Source organism: Amycolatopsis sp. ATCC 39116 (assembly GCF_000231075.2).
In the GTDB taxonomy this organism is placed as follows: Bacteria; Actinomycetota; Actinomycetes; order Mycobacteriales; family Pseudonocardiaceae; genus Amycolatopsis_E; species Amycolatopsis_E tucumanensis.
In genome coordinates, this window is record NZ_AFWY03000070.1 from 17,669 (window position 1) to 33,493 (window position 15,825).

Sequence of the window (15,825 nt, forward strand, 5' to 3'; positions counted from 1 at the left end):
CTCCTCACGTCGGCCCGGGTGGCGCCGACAGGAGAATTTATACCCTAGGGGGGTACCGTAGTCAAACGACGGGGAGGCGGAGCCGGTTGAGCGCCAGCGCGTTGAGGGCGACGATCACGCTGGACCCGGACATCGACAGGGCGGCGATCTCCGGGCGGAGCACGAGCCCGAAGGCGGGTTCGAACACGCCAGCGGCGATCGGCAGCGCGAGGGCGTTGTAGCCGATGGCCCAGGCGAGGTTCTGCCGCATCTTGCGCAGGGTGCCGCGGCCGATCCGCAGCGCGGCCGGCACGCCGAGCGGGTCGGAGCGCATGAGCACGACGTCGGCGGTCTCGATGGCGACGTCGGTGCCGGCGCCGATCGCGATCCCCAGATCGGCCTGGGCCAGTGCGGGGGCGTCATTGACGCCGTCGCCGACCATCGCGACGCGGCGGCCGTCGCGCTGCAGGGCGGCGACCTGCGCCGCCTTGTCCTTAGGCAGCACCTCGGCGAGCACGGTGTCGATGCCCAGCTGGCGGGCGATGCGGTGCGCGGTCGCCCGGTTGTCGCCGGTGAGCATCACGACCTCGGCGCCGAGTTCGTGCAGTCCGGCGACGGCGGCCGCGGAGGTGTCCCGGACGGCGTCGGCGACACCGATCACCCCCGCCGCGACCCCGTCGACGGCGACCATGATCGCGGTCTGCCCGCCGCCGGCCAGCTGCTCGCGCCCCGCGGTCATGGCGCTGGCGTCGATGCCTTCCCGGTCGAGCAGCCGCTGGTTGCCGACCACGACGCGGTGGCCGTCGACCTCGGCGATCGCGCCGTGCCCAGGGACGTTCTCGAACCGCTGCGTGCGCGGCGCGTCCAGCCCGCGGCCTTCGGCGTGGTGGACGATCGCCTTCGCCAGCGGGTGCTCGGACTCCCGCTCGACGGCGGCGGCCAGGCGCAGCAGCTCGTCCTCGCCGACGCTGCTGTCCGCGCTGCCGGTGACCACCGCGGTGACCTCCGGCTCGCCCCTGGTGAGGGTGCCGGTCTTGTCCACCACCACGACCTCGATGCGCGCGGCGGTCTCCAGTGCGATGGCGTTCTTGAACAGCACGCCGCGCCGGGCGCCGAGCCCGGTGCCGACCATGACCGCGGTCGGGGTGGCGAGGCCGAGCGCGTCGGGGCAGGTGATCACCACGACGGTGATGGCGAACAGGATCGCGGTGGCGAAGGTGCTGCCGGTGGCCAGCCACACCGCGAGTGTCGCGGTGCCGCCGGCGAGGGCGACCAGGACCAGCCAGAACGCGGCGCGGTCGGCGAGGCGCTGGCCGGGGGCCTTGGAGTTCTGCGCCTCCTGCACGAGCTGGACGATCTGGGCCAGCGCGGTGTCCGAGCCGACCTTGGTGGCCCGCACGCGCAGCGTGCCGTTGACGTTGATGGTCGCGCCGATGACCGCCGACCCGCGGGTCTTGTGCACCGGGAGGCTTTCCCCGGTGACCATCGACTCGTCGACCTCGCTTTCGCCGTCCTCGACGACACCGTCCACGGCGATCTTCGCGCCCGGCCGCACCAGCAGCAGGTCGCCCGCCACGACCTCCGCGGTCGCGACCTCTGCCGGTTCCCCGTCCCGGATCACCAGCGCCCGGGGCGGGGCGAGGTCGAGGAGGGTGCGGATGGCGTCGTTGGCCCCGCCGCGGGCGCGCATCTCGAACCAGTGGCCCAGCAGCACGAACGCGGCCAGCACGGTGGCGGCCTCGTAGAAGACCTCGCCGCCTCCGGAGAGTGTGATCGCGAGCGAGTAAAGCCACCCCGCTCCGACGGCCACCGCGACCAGCACCATCATGTCGAGTGTGCGGGCCCGCAACGCGCGCGCGGCCCCGGCGAAGAAGATCCACGACGAGTATCCGACGACCGGCAGGCTGAGCAGCAGCGCCCAGACGTCCTGACGCACGCCGAACGGGGTCGGCAGGTGCAGGCCGAACACCTCGCTGCCGATCGGCGACCACAGCACGATCGGGACGGAGAACAGCGCGGCGACCAGGAAACGGTTGCGCATGTCGGCGACCATCGCCGCCATCGGCATCCCGGCGTGACCCACTGCGCTGGGCTGCCCGCTCGGCTCGGCCATCGGGTCGCAGACGTGGTGGGGCACCGACTGCCCCGCGCAGTGGTAGCCGCAGTCGGTCACCCAGTCCCGCAACTCGGCGACCGAAGTCCGCTCTGGATCGAACACGACCGTCGCCGTCTGGGCCACCGGGTTGGCCTCGACGCCGAGCACCCCGGGACGCCGGCCAAGGACCGCGGTGACCACGTTCTGCTCGGAGGCCCACTGGACGCCGCTGACGCCGAGCACGACGGTGCTCGCGCCCGGTGCGGTTCGCGGGCGTTGCTCCGTGTGCTCGCCGTGGGAACGCATGGCCGTTCTCGCTTCCGCGCAGTTTCCGGAGTCTACTACGACGGTTCGTAGATCAGGCGGCACGCGCGCGTGGTTGGGGACCTTGTGCCCTCGGGGAGGCGACCTCGGACCGTCCCGCTCCGGCGGGTGGCCGCGCATGCTGGGGCTCGGAAAGGAGCCGGCGATGATGTACTGGTACGGGAACGGAATGAGCGGCTGGGGTATGGCCCTCATGACCATCGGCAACGTGGCGCTGTGGGCGCTGGTGATCGTGGCTGTCGTCCTGGTGGTCCGCGCGCTGCAGCGGCGGCCAGGTCCGGAGGACCGGGAACGGCCGACGCCGGAGCAGCTGCTGGCCGAGCGCTTCGCCCGCGGCGAGATCGACGAGCAGACCTACTTGCGTGACTTCGAGACGCTGCGGCAGACCGGGCACTCCACACTGGACCGTTGACCGCGGTCCATCACTGGACCCGGACGGCGATGCCCGGGTAGTCGAGGATGAGGCCGTGCCGGTCGTAGGTCAGGCGGCAGGTGAAGTCGAATTCCGGCGCGGCGTAGTCGTAGTGCTCGTCGTCCGACCGGGAGTAGCTCTGGTCCAGGCGGTCGACCGCGAGCCCGACCGCGCGGACGTACGCGGCCGGCGCCGGGACCGGCCGCCCGGCCGGGAACCGCAGCCGGTGCACGGGGACGGTGTTGGTCATCGCCGAGGCCTCCAGGTCGAGGTCCAGGCAGCCCTGCAACTGGGGCGCACGGGCGCCGTCCACCTGCCAGTTCCCGTCGCCGTCGGCCTCGATGAGCCTGACCCGGGTGGCGGCGCCGCTGCGGCCAGTGATCCGCGCGGACCTGGTCCGCCACGACTCGTCGAGGTGGATCACGTAGTCGACGATCCAGGACTCGCCGTCCTCGGTGGCGGTGGTGACGCCCTCCACTCGGACCCCACCACGCTCCTCGGCGAAGAACGCGACTTCGAACCCGGCGCGGGCCCCCTCGTGCCGCCAGGACGCGACCGGGGGCAGAGAAGCGAACGACATCGGCAACCTCCGTGCGGTCGGTACCGGGACAACTGACCGGCGCGCTGGGTGGTTCCCGGTCGCTTCGTCCGGCCACTGTCAGTCCTGGTGACGGACGCGGGCCAGGCTCGCTCAGGCGTGCGGTGGAAGCGTCTCCGGATTGGCCGGTGCCACTCGCGCGCTGACCAACGGCGGCCGGACGGGGACGAAGGTCACTGGTCGGGCGGCAGGAGCGTCCCGCATGCTCGGCCCAGTCGGCCGGGAGGAACTGCTGTGGTGGTCTGCGTGGTGCTGGCGGTGCTGGCCGCGGCGGCCAACGCCGCCGGGTCGGTCCTGCAGCGGCAGGCCGCGCGGAACGAGCCCGCGGACGGGCACCTGACCATCCGCCTGCTGTGGGACCTGGCGAAACAGCCGGCCTGGGGGTTCGGCGTCACCTCGATGGTGGCCGGGTCCGTGCTCCAGGCCCTGGCGCTGGCGGCCGGCCCGATCGTGCTGGTCCAGCCGATCCTGATCGGCGAGCTGGCGTTCGTCCTGGTCCTGACCGCGATCCTGCGCCGTCGCCGCCTCGGGCTCGGCGAATGGCTGCCCGTCGCGGGCGTCGGCGGTGGCGTCGTGGTCCTGCTCGCCGCCTTGCGGCCGTCCGGCGGCGATCCGCTCGCGGCGCCCGCGGGCGGATGGCTGGCGGGCTGCCTGACCACCACCACCCTGGTCGCCGTCCTGGTGCACCGCGGGGCCGCCGTGAGCGCCGGCGGCCGCCGCGCGCTGCTGCTCGGCAGCGCGGCCGGGGCGTGGTTCGGGTTCACCGCGGTCCTGGTGTCGGCGGTCATGGCCGCGGTGCGCGACCCGTCCGCCACCCTGCTGTCGACCTGGCAGTTCTACGCGGTGCTGGTCGCCGCGCCGCTGGGGTTCTTCCTGCTGCAGAACACGCTGCGCGCGGGGAGCCTGACCGCGTCCCAGCCGGGCCTGACCCTGGTCAACCCGCTCGTGGCGCTGCTGTGGGGCGTGGCCGTGTTCGGGGAGAACGTTCGCGGCGGCGCCTGGGTGCTCCTCGAACTGGGTGCGGGGGCCGCGATCGTGGCGGGGACGATCGGCCTGGCCCGCTCCCCGCTGCTGGCCGCGCACGAGAGGGCCGGAAGTCCCTCCTCCTGATGACCATGGCCCGCTGTGCGGCCTGCTCCGGCTTCCTAGCGTGGAACCCATGCGAGCACAGGACATCATGAGCCGGCCGGTCACGACCGTGACGCCGGGCACCTCGGCGAAGGAGGCGGCGCGGATTCTGTCGTCCCGCGGGTTCACCGCTCTGCCGGTCGTGGACGACGACGAACGGCTGGTCGGCATCGTCACCGAGGCGGACCTGGTCGCCGACCGGCTGCCCCGCGACCCGCGGACCCACGAGGACCGGACGGACCGCGCGCCGGGCGCCACCGTAGCCGAGGTGATGACCAGCCCGGCCACCGCGATGTCTCCGGGCACCGACCTGGCCACGCTCAGCCGCGCCCTGCTGGACGCCCGGATCCGCGCCATGCCCATCGCCGAGGGCGGCCAGGTCGTCGGCATCGTCACCCGCGGCGACATCGTGCGGGTCTTCGCCCGCAGCGACAGCGAGATCGCCGGCGACGTGCGCCGGCATCTGTGCCTTTACGGCGGCCCCGACCGCTGGCACGTGGAGGTGCGCGACGGCGTGGTGCACATCGCCGACGAGTTCGACGACGAGACCGACCGCCATGTGGCGACCGTGCTGGCCGAGGCCGTGCCCGGCGTCGTCAGCGCCAGCGCCGTGGCGGCGCACCCGGGAGGGATCTGATGAACGGCAACGCGATCGTCGTCGGCGTGGACGGCTCCGAGGAGGCCACGCGTGCCCTGCGGTGGGCCGCCGAGGCGGCCCGGCAGCGCCACGAACCCCTGCGCATCGTCCACGGCTTCGCGCCGATCACCGGCTTCGACGGCGCGGGTCTCGCGGTGCTGCAGCAGGCCTACGACGAGCTGGTCAAGGCGGCCGACGACCTGGTCGCCGACGCCGTCCGGACCGCCCGCGAAGCCGGGGGCAAAGACCTGACGATCACCACGGACCGGCCGACCGAGACCGGAGCGCTGGCCCTGATCGAGGCCTCCCGCACCGCCCGGACTGTCGTCCTCGGCTGTTCCGGCACCGGCGGGTTCGCCGGGATGCTGGTCGGCTCGACGACCGTCGAGGTCGCCGCGCACGCGCGGTGCCCGGTGGTGGTCGTCCGCGGACGGGAGAACGCGGAGGGCCCGGTGGTCGTCGGCGTCGACGGCAGCCCGGTCGGCGAGCGCGCCCTCGCGGCCGCGTTCGAGGAGGCGTCGTGGCGCGGCGCCGGCCTGGTGGCGGTGCACGTCTGGTCCGATGTGGACTTCGCAGGCTACCCGTCGATGGTGCCGATCGCGCTGGACTGGGAGGAGATCGCCGCCGACGAGCGGCGGCTGCTGGCCGAGCGGCTCGCCGGGTGGCAGGAGAAGTACCCCGACGTGCGGGTCGAGCGGGTCGTCGCGCGGGACCGGCCGCGGCACCAGCTGCTGAGCTGGAGCGCGCAGGCCCAGCTGGTCGTCGTGGGCAGCCGCGGCCGGGGCGGGTTCAGCGGGCTGCTGCTGGGCTCGACCAGCCAGGCGCTGATCCACCACGCGCAGTGCCCGGTGATGATCGTCCGCCCGCGGCCCGGCTCGTGAGCACCACCGAGGCGCCGTCACGCGCCGCACTCACCGGCCGCGAACTGTCCCAAGTGGACTCCCAGTGGCGCGCCGCGAACTACCTCGCGGCGGGCCAGATCTACCTGATGGACAACCCGCTGCTGCGCGAGCCGCTGACGCCGGGGCACGTCAAACCGCGGCTGCTCGGCCACTGGGGCACCTCGCCCGGCCTGACCTTCGTCTACGCGCACCTCAACCGCGCCATCGTGGCGCACGACCTGGACGTGATCTTCGTGACCGGGCCGGGACACGGCGGGCCGGCGCTGCTGGCGCACACCTGGCTGGAGGGCAGCTACCCCGAACTGACACCGGACGTCACGCAGGACGTGGCGGGGATGCGGACGCTGTTCCGCGAGTTCTCGTTTCCCGGCGGGGTGCCCAGCCACGTCGCCCCGGTGGTGCCGGGCTCGATCCACGAGGGCGGCGAACTGGGCTACTCGCTGGCGCACGCGTACGGCGCCGCGTTCGACAACCCGGACCTGCTGGTCGCCTGTGTGATCGGCGATGGCGAAGCCGAGACAGGGCCGCTGGCCGCGAGCTGGCACGCGAACAAGTTCCTCGACCCGGTGCACGACGGCGCGGTGCTGCCGGTCCTGCACCTCAACGGTTACAAGATCGCCAACCCGACGGTCCTGTCCCGGATCCCGCGCGACGAGCTCGACGACCTGCTGCGGGGCTACGGCTACCGGCCCTACCACGTCGAAGGCTCCGACCCGGCGACAATGCACCAGGCGATGGCCGCGACGCTCGACGACGTCGTCGCCGAGATCAGGGACATCCAGGCCGCGGCGCGATCCGGCGCCGCGACCGGGCGGCCGCGGTGGCCGGTGATCGTGCTGCGCAGCCCCAAGGGCTGGACCGGGCCATCCGAAGTGGACGGTGTGCCGGTGGAAGGGACGTGGCGCGCGCACCAGGTGCCGCTGCCCGCCGTGCGGGAGAACCCGGACCACCTGGCGGCGCTGGCACGCTGGCTGCGGTCCTACCGGCCGGAGGAGCTGTTCGACGCCGACGGCCGCCCCACGCCGGAGGTGACCGCGCTGATCCCGTCCGGCGACCGGCGGATGGGCGCGAACCCGCACGCGAACGGCGGCACGCTGCTGCGGCCGCTCGACCTGCCCGACCCGCGCGACTACGCGCCGCGCGTCACCGAACCGGGCACAACCGCGCACGAACCGACCCGCGTGCTGGGCCGCTACCTGCGGGACGTCGCCGAGCGCAGCGCGGGCAGGCGGAACTTCCGGCTGTTCGGCCCCGACGAGACGGCTTCCAACCGCCTCGACGCGGTCTACCAGGCCACCGGCAAGGGCTGGCAGGCCGCGATCGAACCGGTCGACGAGCACCTGTCCCGCGACGGCCGGGTGCTGGAGGTGCTGTCGGAGCACCTGTGCCAGGGCTGGCTGGAGGGCTACCTGCTCACCGGGCGGCACGGGCTGTTCTCCTGCTACGAGGCGTTCGTGCACATCGTCGATTCGATGGTGAACCAGCACATCAAGTGGCTGCGCAGCTCACGGGACATCCCGTGGCGGCGCCCGGTGGCGTCGCTGAACTACCTTCTCACCTCCCACGTGTGGCGGCAGGACCACAACGGCTTCTCGCACCAGGACCCTGGCTTCATCGACCACGTGGCCAACAAGAGCAGCGAGGTCGTGCGGGTGTACCTGCCCCCGGACACGAACACGCTGCTGACCGTCGCCGACCACTGCCTGCGCAGCCGGGACTACGTCAACGTCATCGTGGCGGGCAAGAACGACACGCCGGACTGGCTCGACGCCGAGCAGGCGGCGCTGCACTGCGCCCGCGGCGCCGGGATCTGGGAGTGGGCGAGCACCCACCCCGGCCACGAGCCCGACGTGGTGCTGGCGTGCGCGGGCGACGCCCCGACGCTGGAGGTGCTGGCCGCGGTCACCCTGCTGCGGGAGCACCTGCCGGAGCTGGCGGTGCGGGTGGTGAACGTGGTCGACCTGATGCGGCTGCAGCCGGACACCGAGCACCCGCACGGCATGACCGACCGGGAGTTCGACGCGTTGTTCACGCGGGACCGGCCGGTGATCTTCGCCTACCACGGCTATCCGTGGCTGATCCACCGGCTGGCCTACCGCCGCGCCAACCACGCGGGGCTGCACGTGCGGGGCTACAAGGAGCGCGGGACGACCACGACGCCGTTCGACATGCTGGTGCTCAATGACATGGACCGGTTCCAGCTGGTGATCGACGTGATCGACCGGGTGCCCGGGCTGCTGCGGACGGCGGGCACGACCCGGCAGGCGATGGCCGACGCGCGCACCCGGCACCGCCGGTGGATCCGCGAGCACGGCGAGGACCTGCCGGAGGTCCGCGAGTGGCGCTGGACCCGGTGAGCGCGATGCGGGTGCTGACCCTCAACCCCGGGTCCTCGTCGCTGAAGGCCGCCCTGCACGACGGCGACGTGGTGGACAGCCGCACGTGGCAGGCGGCGGACGCCCGCGCCGACGAGCGGGCCGTGTCCGAGGCGCTGGCGGAGTGGGGGCCGCCCGGCTGCGTGGCGGTCCGGTTCGTGCACGGCGGGTCCCGGCCGGGGCCGGTCGTGCTCGACGACGCGGTGTTGCGCGAACTGGAGCGACTCACCCCGCTGGCGCCGTTGCACCAGCCGTTGTCGGTCGACGTCGCCCGAGTGGTGCGCCGGCTGCTGCCGGGCACGCCGGTCGTGGGCTGCTTCGACACGTCCTTCCACACCGGACTGCCGCCGGGCGCCGCGCGCTACCCGCTGCCGCGGGCGTGGACGAGCCAGAACCGGTTGCGCCGCTACGGTTTCCACGGGCTGTCGTGCCGTCACGCGCTGCGCCGGGCCGCGGAACTGCTCGGCCGCGCCGAGGACGACCTGCGGCTGGTGGTCGCGCACATCGGGGCCGGCGTGTCGGTCACCGCGATCCGTGGTGGCGCGAGTGTGGACACCTCGATGGGCTTCACGGCCTTGGAGGGCGCGGCGATGGCGACCCGGTCCGGCTCGGTCGATCCCGGGTTGCTGCTGCACGTGCTCGAAACCGGCGAGGTCACCGTGCCGCAGCTGGCGCACGTGCTCCACCGCGAGTCCGGGCTGGCCGGGATGACCGGCACGTCGGGCGACGTGCGGGAAGTGCTCGCGGCGCGGGACGGCGGGGACCGCGACGCCCGGGAGGCGCTGGAGGTGTACGTGCACCGGCTTCGGCGGGAGATCGGCGCGGCGGCGATGAGCCTGGACCGCCTCGACGCGGTCGTGTTCACCGGCGGCGTGGCCGAACACCAGCCCGGCGTGGTCGGCGAGATCATCGCCGGATGCGAGGTCCTCGACCTGCGTGCCGCCCTGCCCGGCGGAAGCGGTGACCGGGTGGTGAGTTCCGGCGACGGGCCCGCGGTGCTGGTGGTGACGGCACGCGAGGACCTCGAACTGTGCCGCGGCGCGCTGTCGCTGGTGGGGGTTCAGGCCGGGTAGGCCGTCGCCGAGGTGGGCGAGCCGGTAGTCGGCCCGCTCCGCCACCTCCGCCTGGCGCGGTCGCTGGGGGTGTCAGTCCAGGTAGGCCAGCGCCTGCGCGAGCGAGTCCTCCGTGGTGCCGGCGGTCAGGACGGTGTGCGCCTCCGGCCAGGGGTGCACGTCGCTCGCCATGTGCTGCAGGATCTCCGGCGTCGCGTCCGAGATCGAGCCGGTCCGGGTGGCCAGCCGGTGGGCGGTGACCGTCTCCGGCGCCCAGCAGCGGAGCTGCACGAGCGGGCTGCCCGCGCGCTCGGCTGCCTTCGCCGCGGCGAGGCGGTGGTGCGCCTCGGACCAGGAGGCATCCAGCACGACGGTCTCGCCGAGCGCGAGCAGTTCGCCGGTGCGGTGCAGCATCTCGTCGTAGGTCCGTTTCGTCGTCTCCGCGCCGTAGAGGCCTTCGCGGTAGCCCGCGGCCGCGCTGTCCTCCGGGGTGACGCCCGCCAGTTCCTTGCGGATGCGGTCGCTGCGCAGCACCGTCGCGCCCAGCCGGTCGGCGACCGAGCCGGCGAGGGTGGATTTGCCGGACGCGGGCAGTCCGCCGACGAGGATCATCCGCGGCCGGCCGAGCCGCAGGTGGCGCAGCGCGATGTCGGCGTAGGAGCGGGCGAGTCCGGCCGCGCTGTCGTCGCCCTGGGCGAACCGGAGGCAGGCGACCTTGACGCGCACGAACGCGCGGTAGGCGATGTAGTGGTGGCGCAGCGCCGGGGGAGCGGGGTCGCCGGAGAACTCGGCGTAGTCGTCGAGGAGCTGCCCGGCGAGCCCGGCCGCGCCGAGGCGTTCGAGGTCCATGGCGAGGAAGGCGACGTCGTCGAGGCCGTCCACCCAGCGCAGCCGGTCGTCGAACTCGAGGCAGTCCAGCACGCGCGGACCGTCGTCGAGGCAGAAGATGTCGTCGGCGAGCAGGTCGCCGTGACCGTCCACCACGCGCCCGTCGCTCAGCCGCCGCTGGAACAACGCGTCCCGCCCGTCGAGGAACTCGCGGGTCAGCCGCTCGATCTCGTCGGCGGTCTCCTGGTGCAGCACGACGCCGTGGAACGGGCGGACCTGCGCGAAGCTGTCCTCCCACCGTCGCCGGATCGCCGCCCGCGAGCCCTGCTCGCTGATGCGCGGACCGCGTTCGGCGGCGGCGTGGAAGCGCGCCAGGGTCCGGGCGAGCACGCGAACGGTGTGCTCCAGCGGCGCCCCGGCACGCACCAGGGTCGACAGCCTGCGGTCCTCTGGCATGCGGAGCATCACCACCAGGTGCTCGCACACCTCGTGGTCCGGGCCGTGCATATCGGCCACACCGAGGTACACGTCGGGCGACAGGCGCCGGTTGAGCTCGACCTCCCGGTGGCACACCCGTTCCCGGGTGGCGCGGTCGGTGAAGTCGAGGAACCCGAGGTCCACCGGCTTCTTGAGCTTGTAGGCGCGGTCGCCCACGAGGAACACCGCGCCGATGTGGGTCTCGCGAACGTCGATCCCGGTCTCCGGCATGCCTCCAGGCTCGCCGCCGGTGATCGGCGGCGGAAAGGGCAGGAAGTCCCACGCCGAACGGCTCGAAGTCCCTAGTGCCGCGGCAGGCCGACGGCGACGGTGGCCGACAGGCGAATCGAAGGAGGCGCGATGCGGGCGTGGCGGTTGCCGACGTGGAAGTCCGACCCGGAACTGGTGGAGGTGGACCAGCCCCGGCCGGGCCCGGGACAGGTGGTGGTCCGGATCGGCGGGGCCGGCGCCTGCCACTCGGATCTGCACCTGATGCGGGAGTTCGGAGCGGGGCAGCTGCCCTGGGAGCCGCCCTTCACGCTGGGGCACGAGAACGCCGGATGGGTCCACGAAACCGGCGAAGGCGTCACCGGCCTGCCCGTCGGCACGCCGGTGGCGGTGCACGGGTCGTGGGGCTGCGGCGCCTGTTCCCGGTGCCTCGCCGGGCTCGACACCTACTGCGAGGATCCGGCGGCGGCGCCGATTCCGAGCGGCGGTGGTGGGCTGGGGCTGGACGGCGGCATGGCCGAGTTCATGCTCGTGCCGGAGGCCCGGCACTTGGTCCCGTTGCCGGACGGATTGGACCCGGTGACCGCGGCGCCGCTGACCGACGCCGCCCTGACCCCCTACCACGCGGTGCGCCGGTCCTGGCCGAAGCTGCCGCCGGGCAGCACCGCGGTCGTGATCGGGATCGGCGGGCTCGGGCACCTCGCGGTGCAGATCCTCAAGGCCACCACCGCGACGCGCGTCATCGCGGTGGACACCAGGGCGGCGGCGCTCGAACTCGCGGAGCGGGCCGGCGCCGATCTCGTGATGCCCGCAGGCGGCCGGGCCGCGGACACGATCCGCGGCGCCACCGGTGGCCGGGGCGCCGACGCGGTGTTCGACTGCGTGGGCAACGACGCCACACTGGCGCTCGGTGCCGCGGCCGGCCGCATGCTGGGCGACCTGACGATCATCGGTCTCGGCGGCGGCACGCTGCCGGTGTCGTTCTTCGGCGTGCCCTACGAGATGTCGGTGCAGTCCACCTACTGGGGCAGCAGGCCCGAACTGGTCGAGGTCCTCGACCTGGCCGCGCGCGGGCTCCTGCGCGTCACCGCGACCACCTTCCCGCTGGAGGAGGCGCTGGAGGCCTACCGGCGGCTGGAGGCCGGTGACGTCGTCGGCCGCGCGGTCGTCGTGCCCTGACGAGCGTCCTCAGTGGACGGTCATCAGCGCAGGGCGTCGGCCACCGTGGGGTAGATGTCGAGCAACTCGGTGAGCCCGGTGATCTCCAGCGGCCGCAGCACGCGCTGGTCGGAGGCGACGACCCGGACGCGCGTGGCGCCACCGCAGCGCTGCTGCAACCCGACCAGCACCCGCATCCCGGCGGAGCCGAAGTACTCCACGCCGGTCAGGTCGACGACCAGCACCGGCGGAATCCGTTCGGCCGACTCGGTCAGGGCCTGCTCCAGGTGCGTGGCGCTCTCCAGGTCCACGTCGCCCGCGACGCGCACCACGACCTCGCGGTCCAGGACGTCGACGCCGACGCGCAGCTGCTCGCGCCCCGGCCCGCCCCCGGGAGCACCGTGCTCAGCCATCACCGCACCAGTCTGGCAAACGGCTCGCGGGCGGCACCAGTGCGCCGGCGTGGGTTTTCACCGCGCGGCGCGTGCGTTCAGCAGGTGCGTCAGCAGGTCGCGCCAGCTGACGATGCCGACCACCTTGCCGTGGTCGACCACTGGCAGGCAGCGCTGGTGCGAATCGACCAGGCCGGTCGCCACCTCCGCGACGTCCGCGTCGGCAGGCGTGGTCAGCGCCGGGGCCCGCATCACCGAGCCGACCGTGATCGCGTCGACGCCGAGCATGACACCGCCGTCGGGTTCGGTCCGGCCCCGCAGCGCCGGGGCGTACCGGGCGGCGGCGAGGTCGCCCTCGGTGACCAGGCCGACGAGTTCGCCGGCGGCGGTCAGCACCGGCAGCGTGGTGTAACCGCGGTCGAGCATCAGCGCCGCCGCCTCCTCCAGTCTCGCGTCGGCGGTGACGCCGACGACCGGTGAGCTCATCAGTTCCCGTATCCGCATGCTCCGATCCTCGGCGGGCCGAGACCCACGCGGGAAGGGACGTACGGCCGCGACAGCGGAGACCAACGGCCCTTCGCCGAAAGCCCCCGGGTGACGACCCTGGTGAACGGACGACACGAGGAGGATCCGGTGAAGACCTGGCGACCGCCGCACCTGCGCGGCAACCCGCTGACGCGGGAGTCCGACCGCCGCGAACGGCTGGCGCTGCTCGTGGCGGTCACGGTCGTGGTGCTCACGGCGCCGCTGGCGGCCCTGCTCGGCGATCGCGTGCACCAGTGGCAGGAGCGGCTGGCGGCGAACGGGCCGGACGCCCGCATCGCGGTGACCGCGACCCTGCTGGCCGACGCGCCCCTGGTTCTCCCGGCCGGCGGCACGGCCCGCGTCGAGGCGGAATGGCCGCTTCCCGGCGGCGGCACCGCGACCGGCGAGGTCACCGCGCGGCGCGGCGCCGAAGCCGGTGACACCGCGGCCATCTGGATCGACGAGAACGGCGAACCCGCGGCGGCCCCGGTGACCGCGGAGACCGCGGTCGTGAACGGGGTGACCACCGGCGCGCTGAGCTGGGCGGCCGTGACGGGCCTGTGCGGGCTGGGTTTCTGGCTCTACCGCCGGGCGCTCGACCGGCGCCGTCGGGACGACTGGGCGGACGCGTGGGACCGGTTCGACAGCAGGCGCACGCCGTTCTGAGGAAAGGGGGAGGCATGGACCGGCTCGGGGAACGACTGGGGTGGCGCCACGACGAGCGCCTGGCGCGGCGCAGGCCGTGGCTGGCGTCGCTGACCACGCTGATCGCCGTGTCCGCGTGGGTGGGGGCGGTGGGCCTCGTGATCGGCTCCGTCGATCTCGGCGGCACGGTGACCGCACGGCTTCCCTTCGACAGCACGGTGTTCGCCGGGATCACCCTCGGCGTGCTGATCGCCGTGCCGATGACGGTGGTCACGTGGCTCGCCGCGCGGCGGGACCCGCGCACCAGCCCGGCCGCCGTCGTCGCGGGCGCGGTGCTGATCGGGTGGATCGCCGTCGAGGTCGGCATCGTCCGGACGTTCAACGTCCTGCAGCCGGTGGCCGTGCTGGCCGGGCTGGTGGTGCTGGTGGCCGGGCTGCGGGACTTCGGGCGCGCGCGTGAGCGGTGAGGTCGTCGCGGCCGTCAGCACCTCGCCCGGATCGTGGTGCGCCGCGCGGTGGGCGGCGGACTTGGCGGCGAGCCGCCACCTCCCGCTGCATTTGGTGCACGCCGGCGACGCGGACCTGGACGTGCGCCTGGACGACGGCACCGCGCTGCGGATGGAGCGGCTTCCCGGACCGCCGGCCGACACGCTGCTCGCGTTGTCGGCGACCGCCGCGTTCCTGGTGCTCGGCGCCTCGGCGCGGGCCCACGCGGCGGACCGGCACCTGCGGTCGCCGGCGCTGGTCCTGGCCGCCCGCAGTGCCTGCCCGGTGGTCGTGGTGCGGGGGCGCCCGGCGCCGTCCGGCCCGGTGGTCGCCGGGGTCGACGGTTCCGGGGCCGCCGAGCGGGCGATCGCCGTGGCGTTCCAGGAGGCCGCGCACCGGGGCGTGCCGCTCATCGCGCTGCACGCCCGCAGCGACGCGGAGTACGTGACCGCCCCGGGGGACCGGTTGCGCCTGGAGTGGGAGCCCGCCGCGGGCGACGAGCACCGCACGATCGCCGAGCGGCTGGCCGGCTGGCAGGAGCGGTACCCCGACGTGGTCCTGCACCGGATCGTGCGGCGGGACCGGCCGCGGCACCACCTTCTGGAGCTCAGCCGGCGGGCGCAGCTGGTGGTGGTCGGCAGCCGGGGCCGCGGCGGGGTCGGCGGCCTGGTGCTCGGCTCGACCGGGCGGGCGCTGGCGCAGGGCGCGGGCTGCCCGGTCGTGGTCGTGCCGCCGGGGGTGTCCTGAGGTCCCCGCTTTCGAGGACCTTCGCACCTGTCCGCAGGCGCCCGCCCGGCCGCAGGGTTGGGGAAACGGAAGGAGGAGGTCATGCGAGCACTGGTCGTCTACGAGTCGATGTTCGGCAGCACCGAGGAGGTCGCGCGGTCGGTCGCGAAAGGACTGTCCGGCCGGATGCACGTGGACGTGGTCAACGTCGACGACGCCCCCGACGACCTGGCGGGCGTCGACCTGGTCGTGGCGGGCGGACCCACGCACGTGCACGGGCTCACCGGGAAGCGGTCCCGCGACGCGGCCGCGGAGCAGGCGGGGGAGCAGCCACTCCACTCGCGCAAGCGCGGGCTGCGGGAGTGGCTGGAAGCCCTGGCCACGGCGTCGCCGGGCACGCAGGCCGTCACCTTCGACACGCGGATCGAGAAGCCGGCGTGGCTGACCGGATCCGCGGCCGGCGCCGCGGCGAAGCACCTGCGCCGCAAGGGTTATCGGGTGAGCGCGGCCCCAGTGAGCTTCTTCGTGACCGGCAAGGAGGCCGGCGACCTGCACCCGGGCGAGCTCGACCGCGCCCGCTCGTGGGGGGAGTCGCTCGGTGACCGCGCCGATGGCTGAGGGGTTCGCCCGCGCGCTGGCCGCCGCGGTGAAAGCGCCTTCACAGCACAACACGCAGCCGTGGCGGTTCGAGGTCCGCGGGCCGCGCATCGACGTCCTGCTCGACCCGGAGCGGGTGCTCCCGGTGAGCGATCCCGGCGCGCGGCAGGCCAGGCTCGCCTGCGGTGCGGCCGCGTTCAACCTGGTGATCACCCTGCGCGCCGAGGGACGCCGGGTGTCGGTGCGGTTCCTGCCCGGGCC

General features: G+C 73.9%; 16 protein-coding genes and 1 pseudogene. 12 read left to right on the forward strand and 5 right to left on the reverse strand.

Going from position 1 to position 15,825, the window contains the following annotated elements; all coding sequences use genetic code 11:
- Positions 1-61 precede the first annotated feature (61 nt).
- Complete coding sequence (locus AMY39116_RS0338290) at positions 62-2,380, reverse strand: cation-translocating P-type ATPase (protein ID WP_020422878.1); 2,319 nt, start codon at positions 2,378-2,380, stop codon at positions 62-64.
- Between the two features lie 163 nt (positions 2,381-2,543).
- Here AMY39116_RS0338290 and AMY39116_RS0338295 point away from each other — a divergent pair, with 163 nt between their 5' ends.
- The gene (locus tag AMY39116_RS0338295; protein WP_027936597.1) at positions 2,544-2,810 is read left to right on the forward strand and encodes a hypothetical protein; all 267 of its coding nucleotides are present in this window, start codon (positions 2,544-2,546) and stop codon (positions 2,808-2,810) included.
- A gap of 10 nt (positions 2,811-2,820) precedes the next feature.
- Here the strand turns inward: AMY39116_RS0338295 and AMY39116_RS0338300 are convergent, their stop codons facing one another.
- Complete coding sequence (locus tag AMY39116_RS0338300) at positions 2,821-3,390, reverse strand: putative glycolipid-binding domain-containing protein (protein ID WP_020422880.1); 570 nt, start codon at positions 3,388-3,390, stop codon at positions 2,821-2,823.
- A 252-nt stretch (positions 3,391-3,642) separates the two neighbouring features.
- Between AMY39116_RS0338300 and AMY39116_RS0338305 the strand changes: the two genes are divergently transcribed.
- From AMY39116_RS0338305 to AMY39116_RS0338325, 5 genes are read left to right on the forward strand one after another with little or no spacing between them, the layout of a single operon-like run.
- The gene (locus AMY39116_RS0338305) at positions 3,643-4,518 is read left to right on the forward strand and encodes a DMT family transporter (RefSeq protein WP_020422881.1); all 876 of its coding nucleotides are present in this window, start codon (positions 3,643-3,645) and stop codon (positions 4,516-4,518) included.
- Between the two features lie 49 nt (positions 4,519-4,567).
- Positions 4,568-5,173, forward strand: a complete 606-nt coding sequence (locus AMY39116_RS0338310; protein ID WP_027936599.1) for a CBS domain-containing protein — start codon at positions 4,568-4,570, stop codon at positions 5,171-5,173.
- Positions 5,173-6,054: a universal stress protein gene (locus AMY39116_RS0338315; RefSeq protein WP_020422883.1), complete on the forward strand. Its 882-nt coding sequence runs from the start codon at positions 5,173-5,175 to the stop codon at positions 6,052-6,054. The genes AMY39116_RS0338310 and AMY39116_RS0338315 overlap by 1 nt, the downstream gene beginning before the upstream one ends.
- Entirely contained in the window at positions 6,051-8,432 is a 2,382-nt protein-coding gene (locus tag AMY39116_RS0338320) for a phosphoketolase (RefSeq protein ID WP_020422884.1), read from the forward strand. The genes AMY39116_RS0338315 and AMY39116_RS0338320 overlap by 4 nt, the downstream gene beginning before the upstream one ends.
- A gap of 5 nt (positions 8,433-8,437) precedes the next feature.
- Entirely contained in the window at positions 8,438-9,523 is a 1,086-nt protein-coding gene (locus AMY39116_RS0338325; protein WP_027936600.1) for an acetate/propionate family kinase, read from the forward strand.
- A 72-nt stretch (positions 9,524-9,595) separates the two neighbouring features.
- On the opposite strand, the gene AMY39116_RS0338330 is transcribed toward AMY39116_RS0338325, so the two are convergent.
- Complete coding sequence (locus AMY39116_RS0338330; RefSeq protein WP_020422886.1) at positions 9,596-11,038, reverse strand: bifunctional aminoglycoside phosphotransferase/ATP-binding protein; 1,443 nt, start codon at positions 11,036-11,038, stop codon at positions 9,596-9,598.
- Positions 11,039-11,167: 129 nt separating this feature from the next.
- On the opposite strand from AMY39116_RS0338330, the gene AMY39116_RS0338335 reads away from it, so the two are divergent.
- Positions 11,168-12,214, forward strand: a complete 1,047-nt coding sequence (locus AMY39116_RS0338335; RefSeq protein WP_020422887.1) for an NAD(P)-dependent alcohol dehydrogenase — start codon at positions 11,168-11,170, stop codon at positions 12,212-12,214.
- A gap of 23 nt (positions 12,215-12,237) precedes the next feature.
- On the opposite strand, the gene AMY39116_RS0338340 is transcribed toward AMY39116_RS0338335, so the two are convergent.
- Positions 12,238-12,606, reverse strand: coding sequence for an STAS domain-containing protein (locus AMY39116_RS0338340; protein ID WP_020422888.1), 369 nt, complete (start codon positions 12,604-12,606; stop codon positions 12,238-12,240).
- Positions 12,607-12,663: 57 nt separating this feature from the next.
- On the reverse strand, positions 12,664-13,089 hold the full coding sequence (locus tag AMY39116_RS0338345) for an HPP family protein (RefSeq protein ID WP_020422889.1): 426 nt from the start codon (positions 13,087-13,089) through the stop codon (positions 12,664-12,666).
- A 129-nt stretch (positions 13,090-13,218) separates the two neighbouring features.
- On the opposite strand from AMY39116_RS0338345, the gene AMY39116_RS0338350 reads away from it, so the two are divergent.
- The 5 genes and pseudogenes from AMY39116_RS0338350 to AMY39116_RS0338370 form a co-directional block, all read left to right on the forward strand.
- Positions 13,219-13,776 (forward strand): hypothetical protein, encoded by a 558-nt coding sequence (locus AMY39116_RS0338350; protein WP_039792032.1) that lies wholly within the window; start codon positions 13,219-13,221, stop codon positions 13,774-13,776.
- Between the two features lie 14 nt (positions 13,777-13,790).
- Positions 13,791-14,222 carry a hypothetical protein gene (locus AMY39116_RS0338355; protein WP_020422891.1) on the forward strand — a complete coding sequence of 144 codons (432 nt, stop codon included), beginning with the start codon at positions 13,791-13,793 and terminating at the stop codon, positions 14,220-14,222.
- On the forward strand, positions 14,212-14,988 hold the full coding sequence (locus tag AMY39116_RS0338360; RefSeq protein ID WP_020422892.1) for a universal stress protein: 777 nt from the start codon (positions 14,212-14,214) through the stop codon (positions 14,986-14,988). The genes AMY39116_RS0338355 and AMY39116_RS0338360 overlap by 11 nt, the downstream gene beginning before the upstream one ends.
- Before the next feature lie 81 nt (positions 14,989-15,069).
- Positions 15,070-15,585: a flavodoxin domain-containing protein gene (locus tag AMY39116_RS0338365; RefSeq protein WP_020422893.1), complete on the forward strand. Its 516-nt coding sequence runs from the start codon at positions 15,070-15,072 to the stop codon at positions 15,583-15,585.
- Positions 15,578-15,825: pseudogene (locus AMY39116_RS0338370) on the forward strand (hypothetical protein); the annotation flags it as partial. The gene AMY39116_RS0338365 and the pseudogene AMY39116_RS0338370, both read left to right, overlap by 8 nt.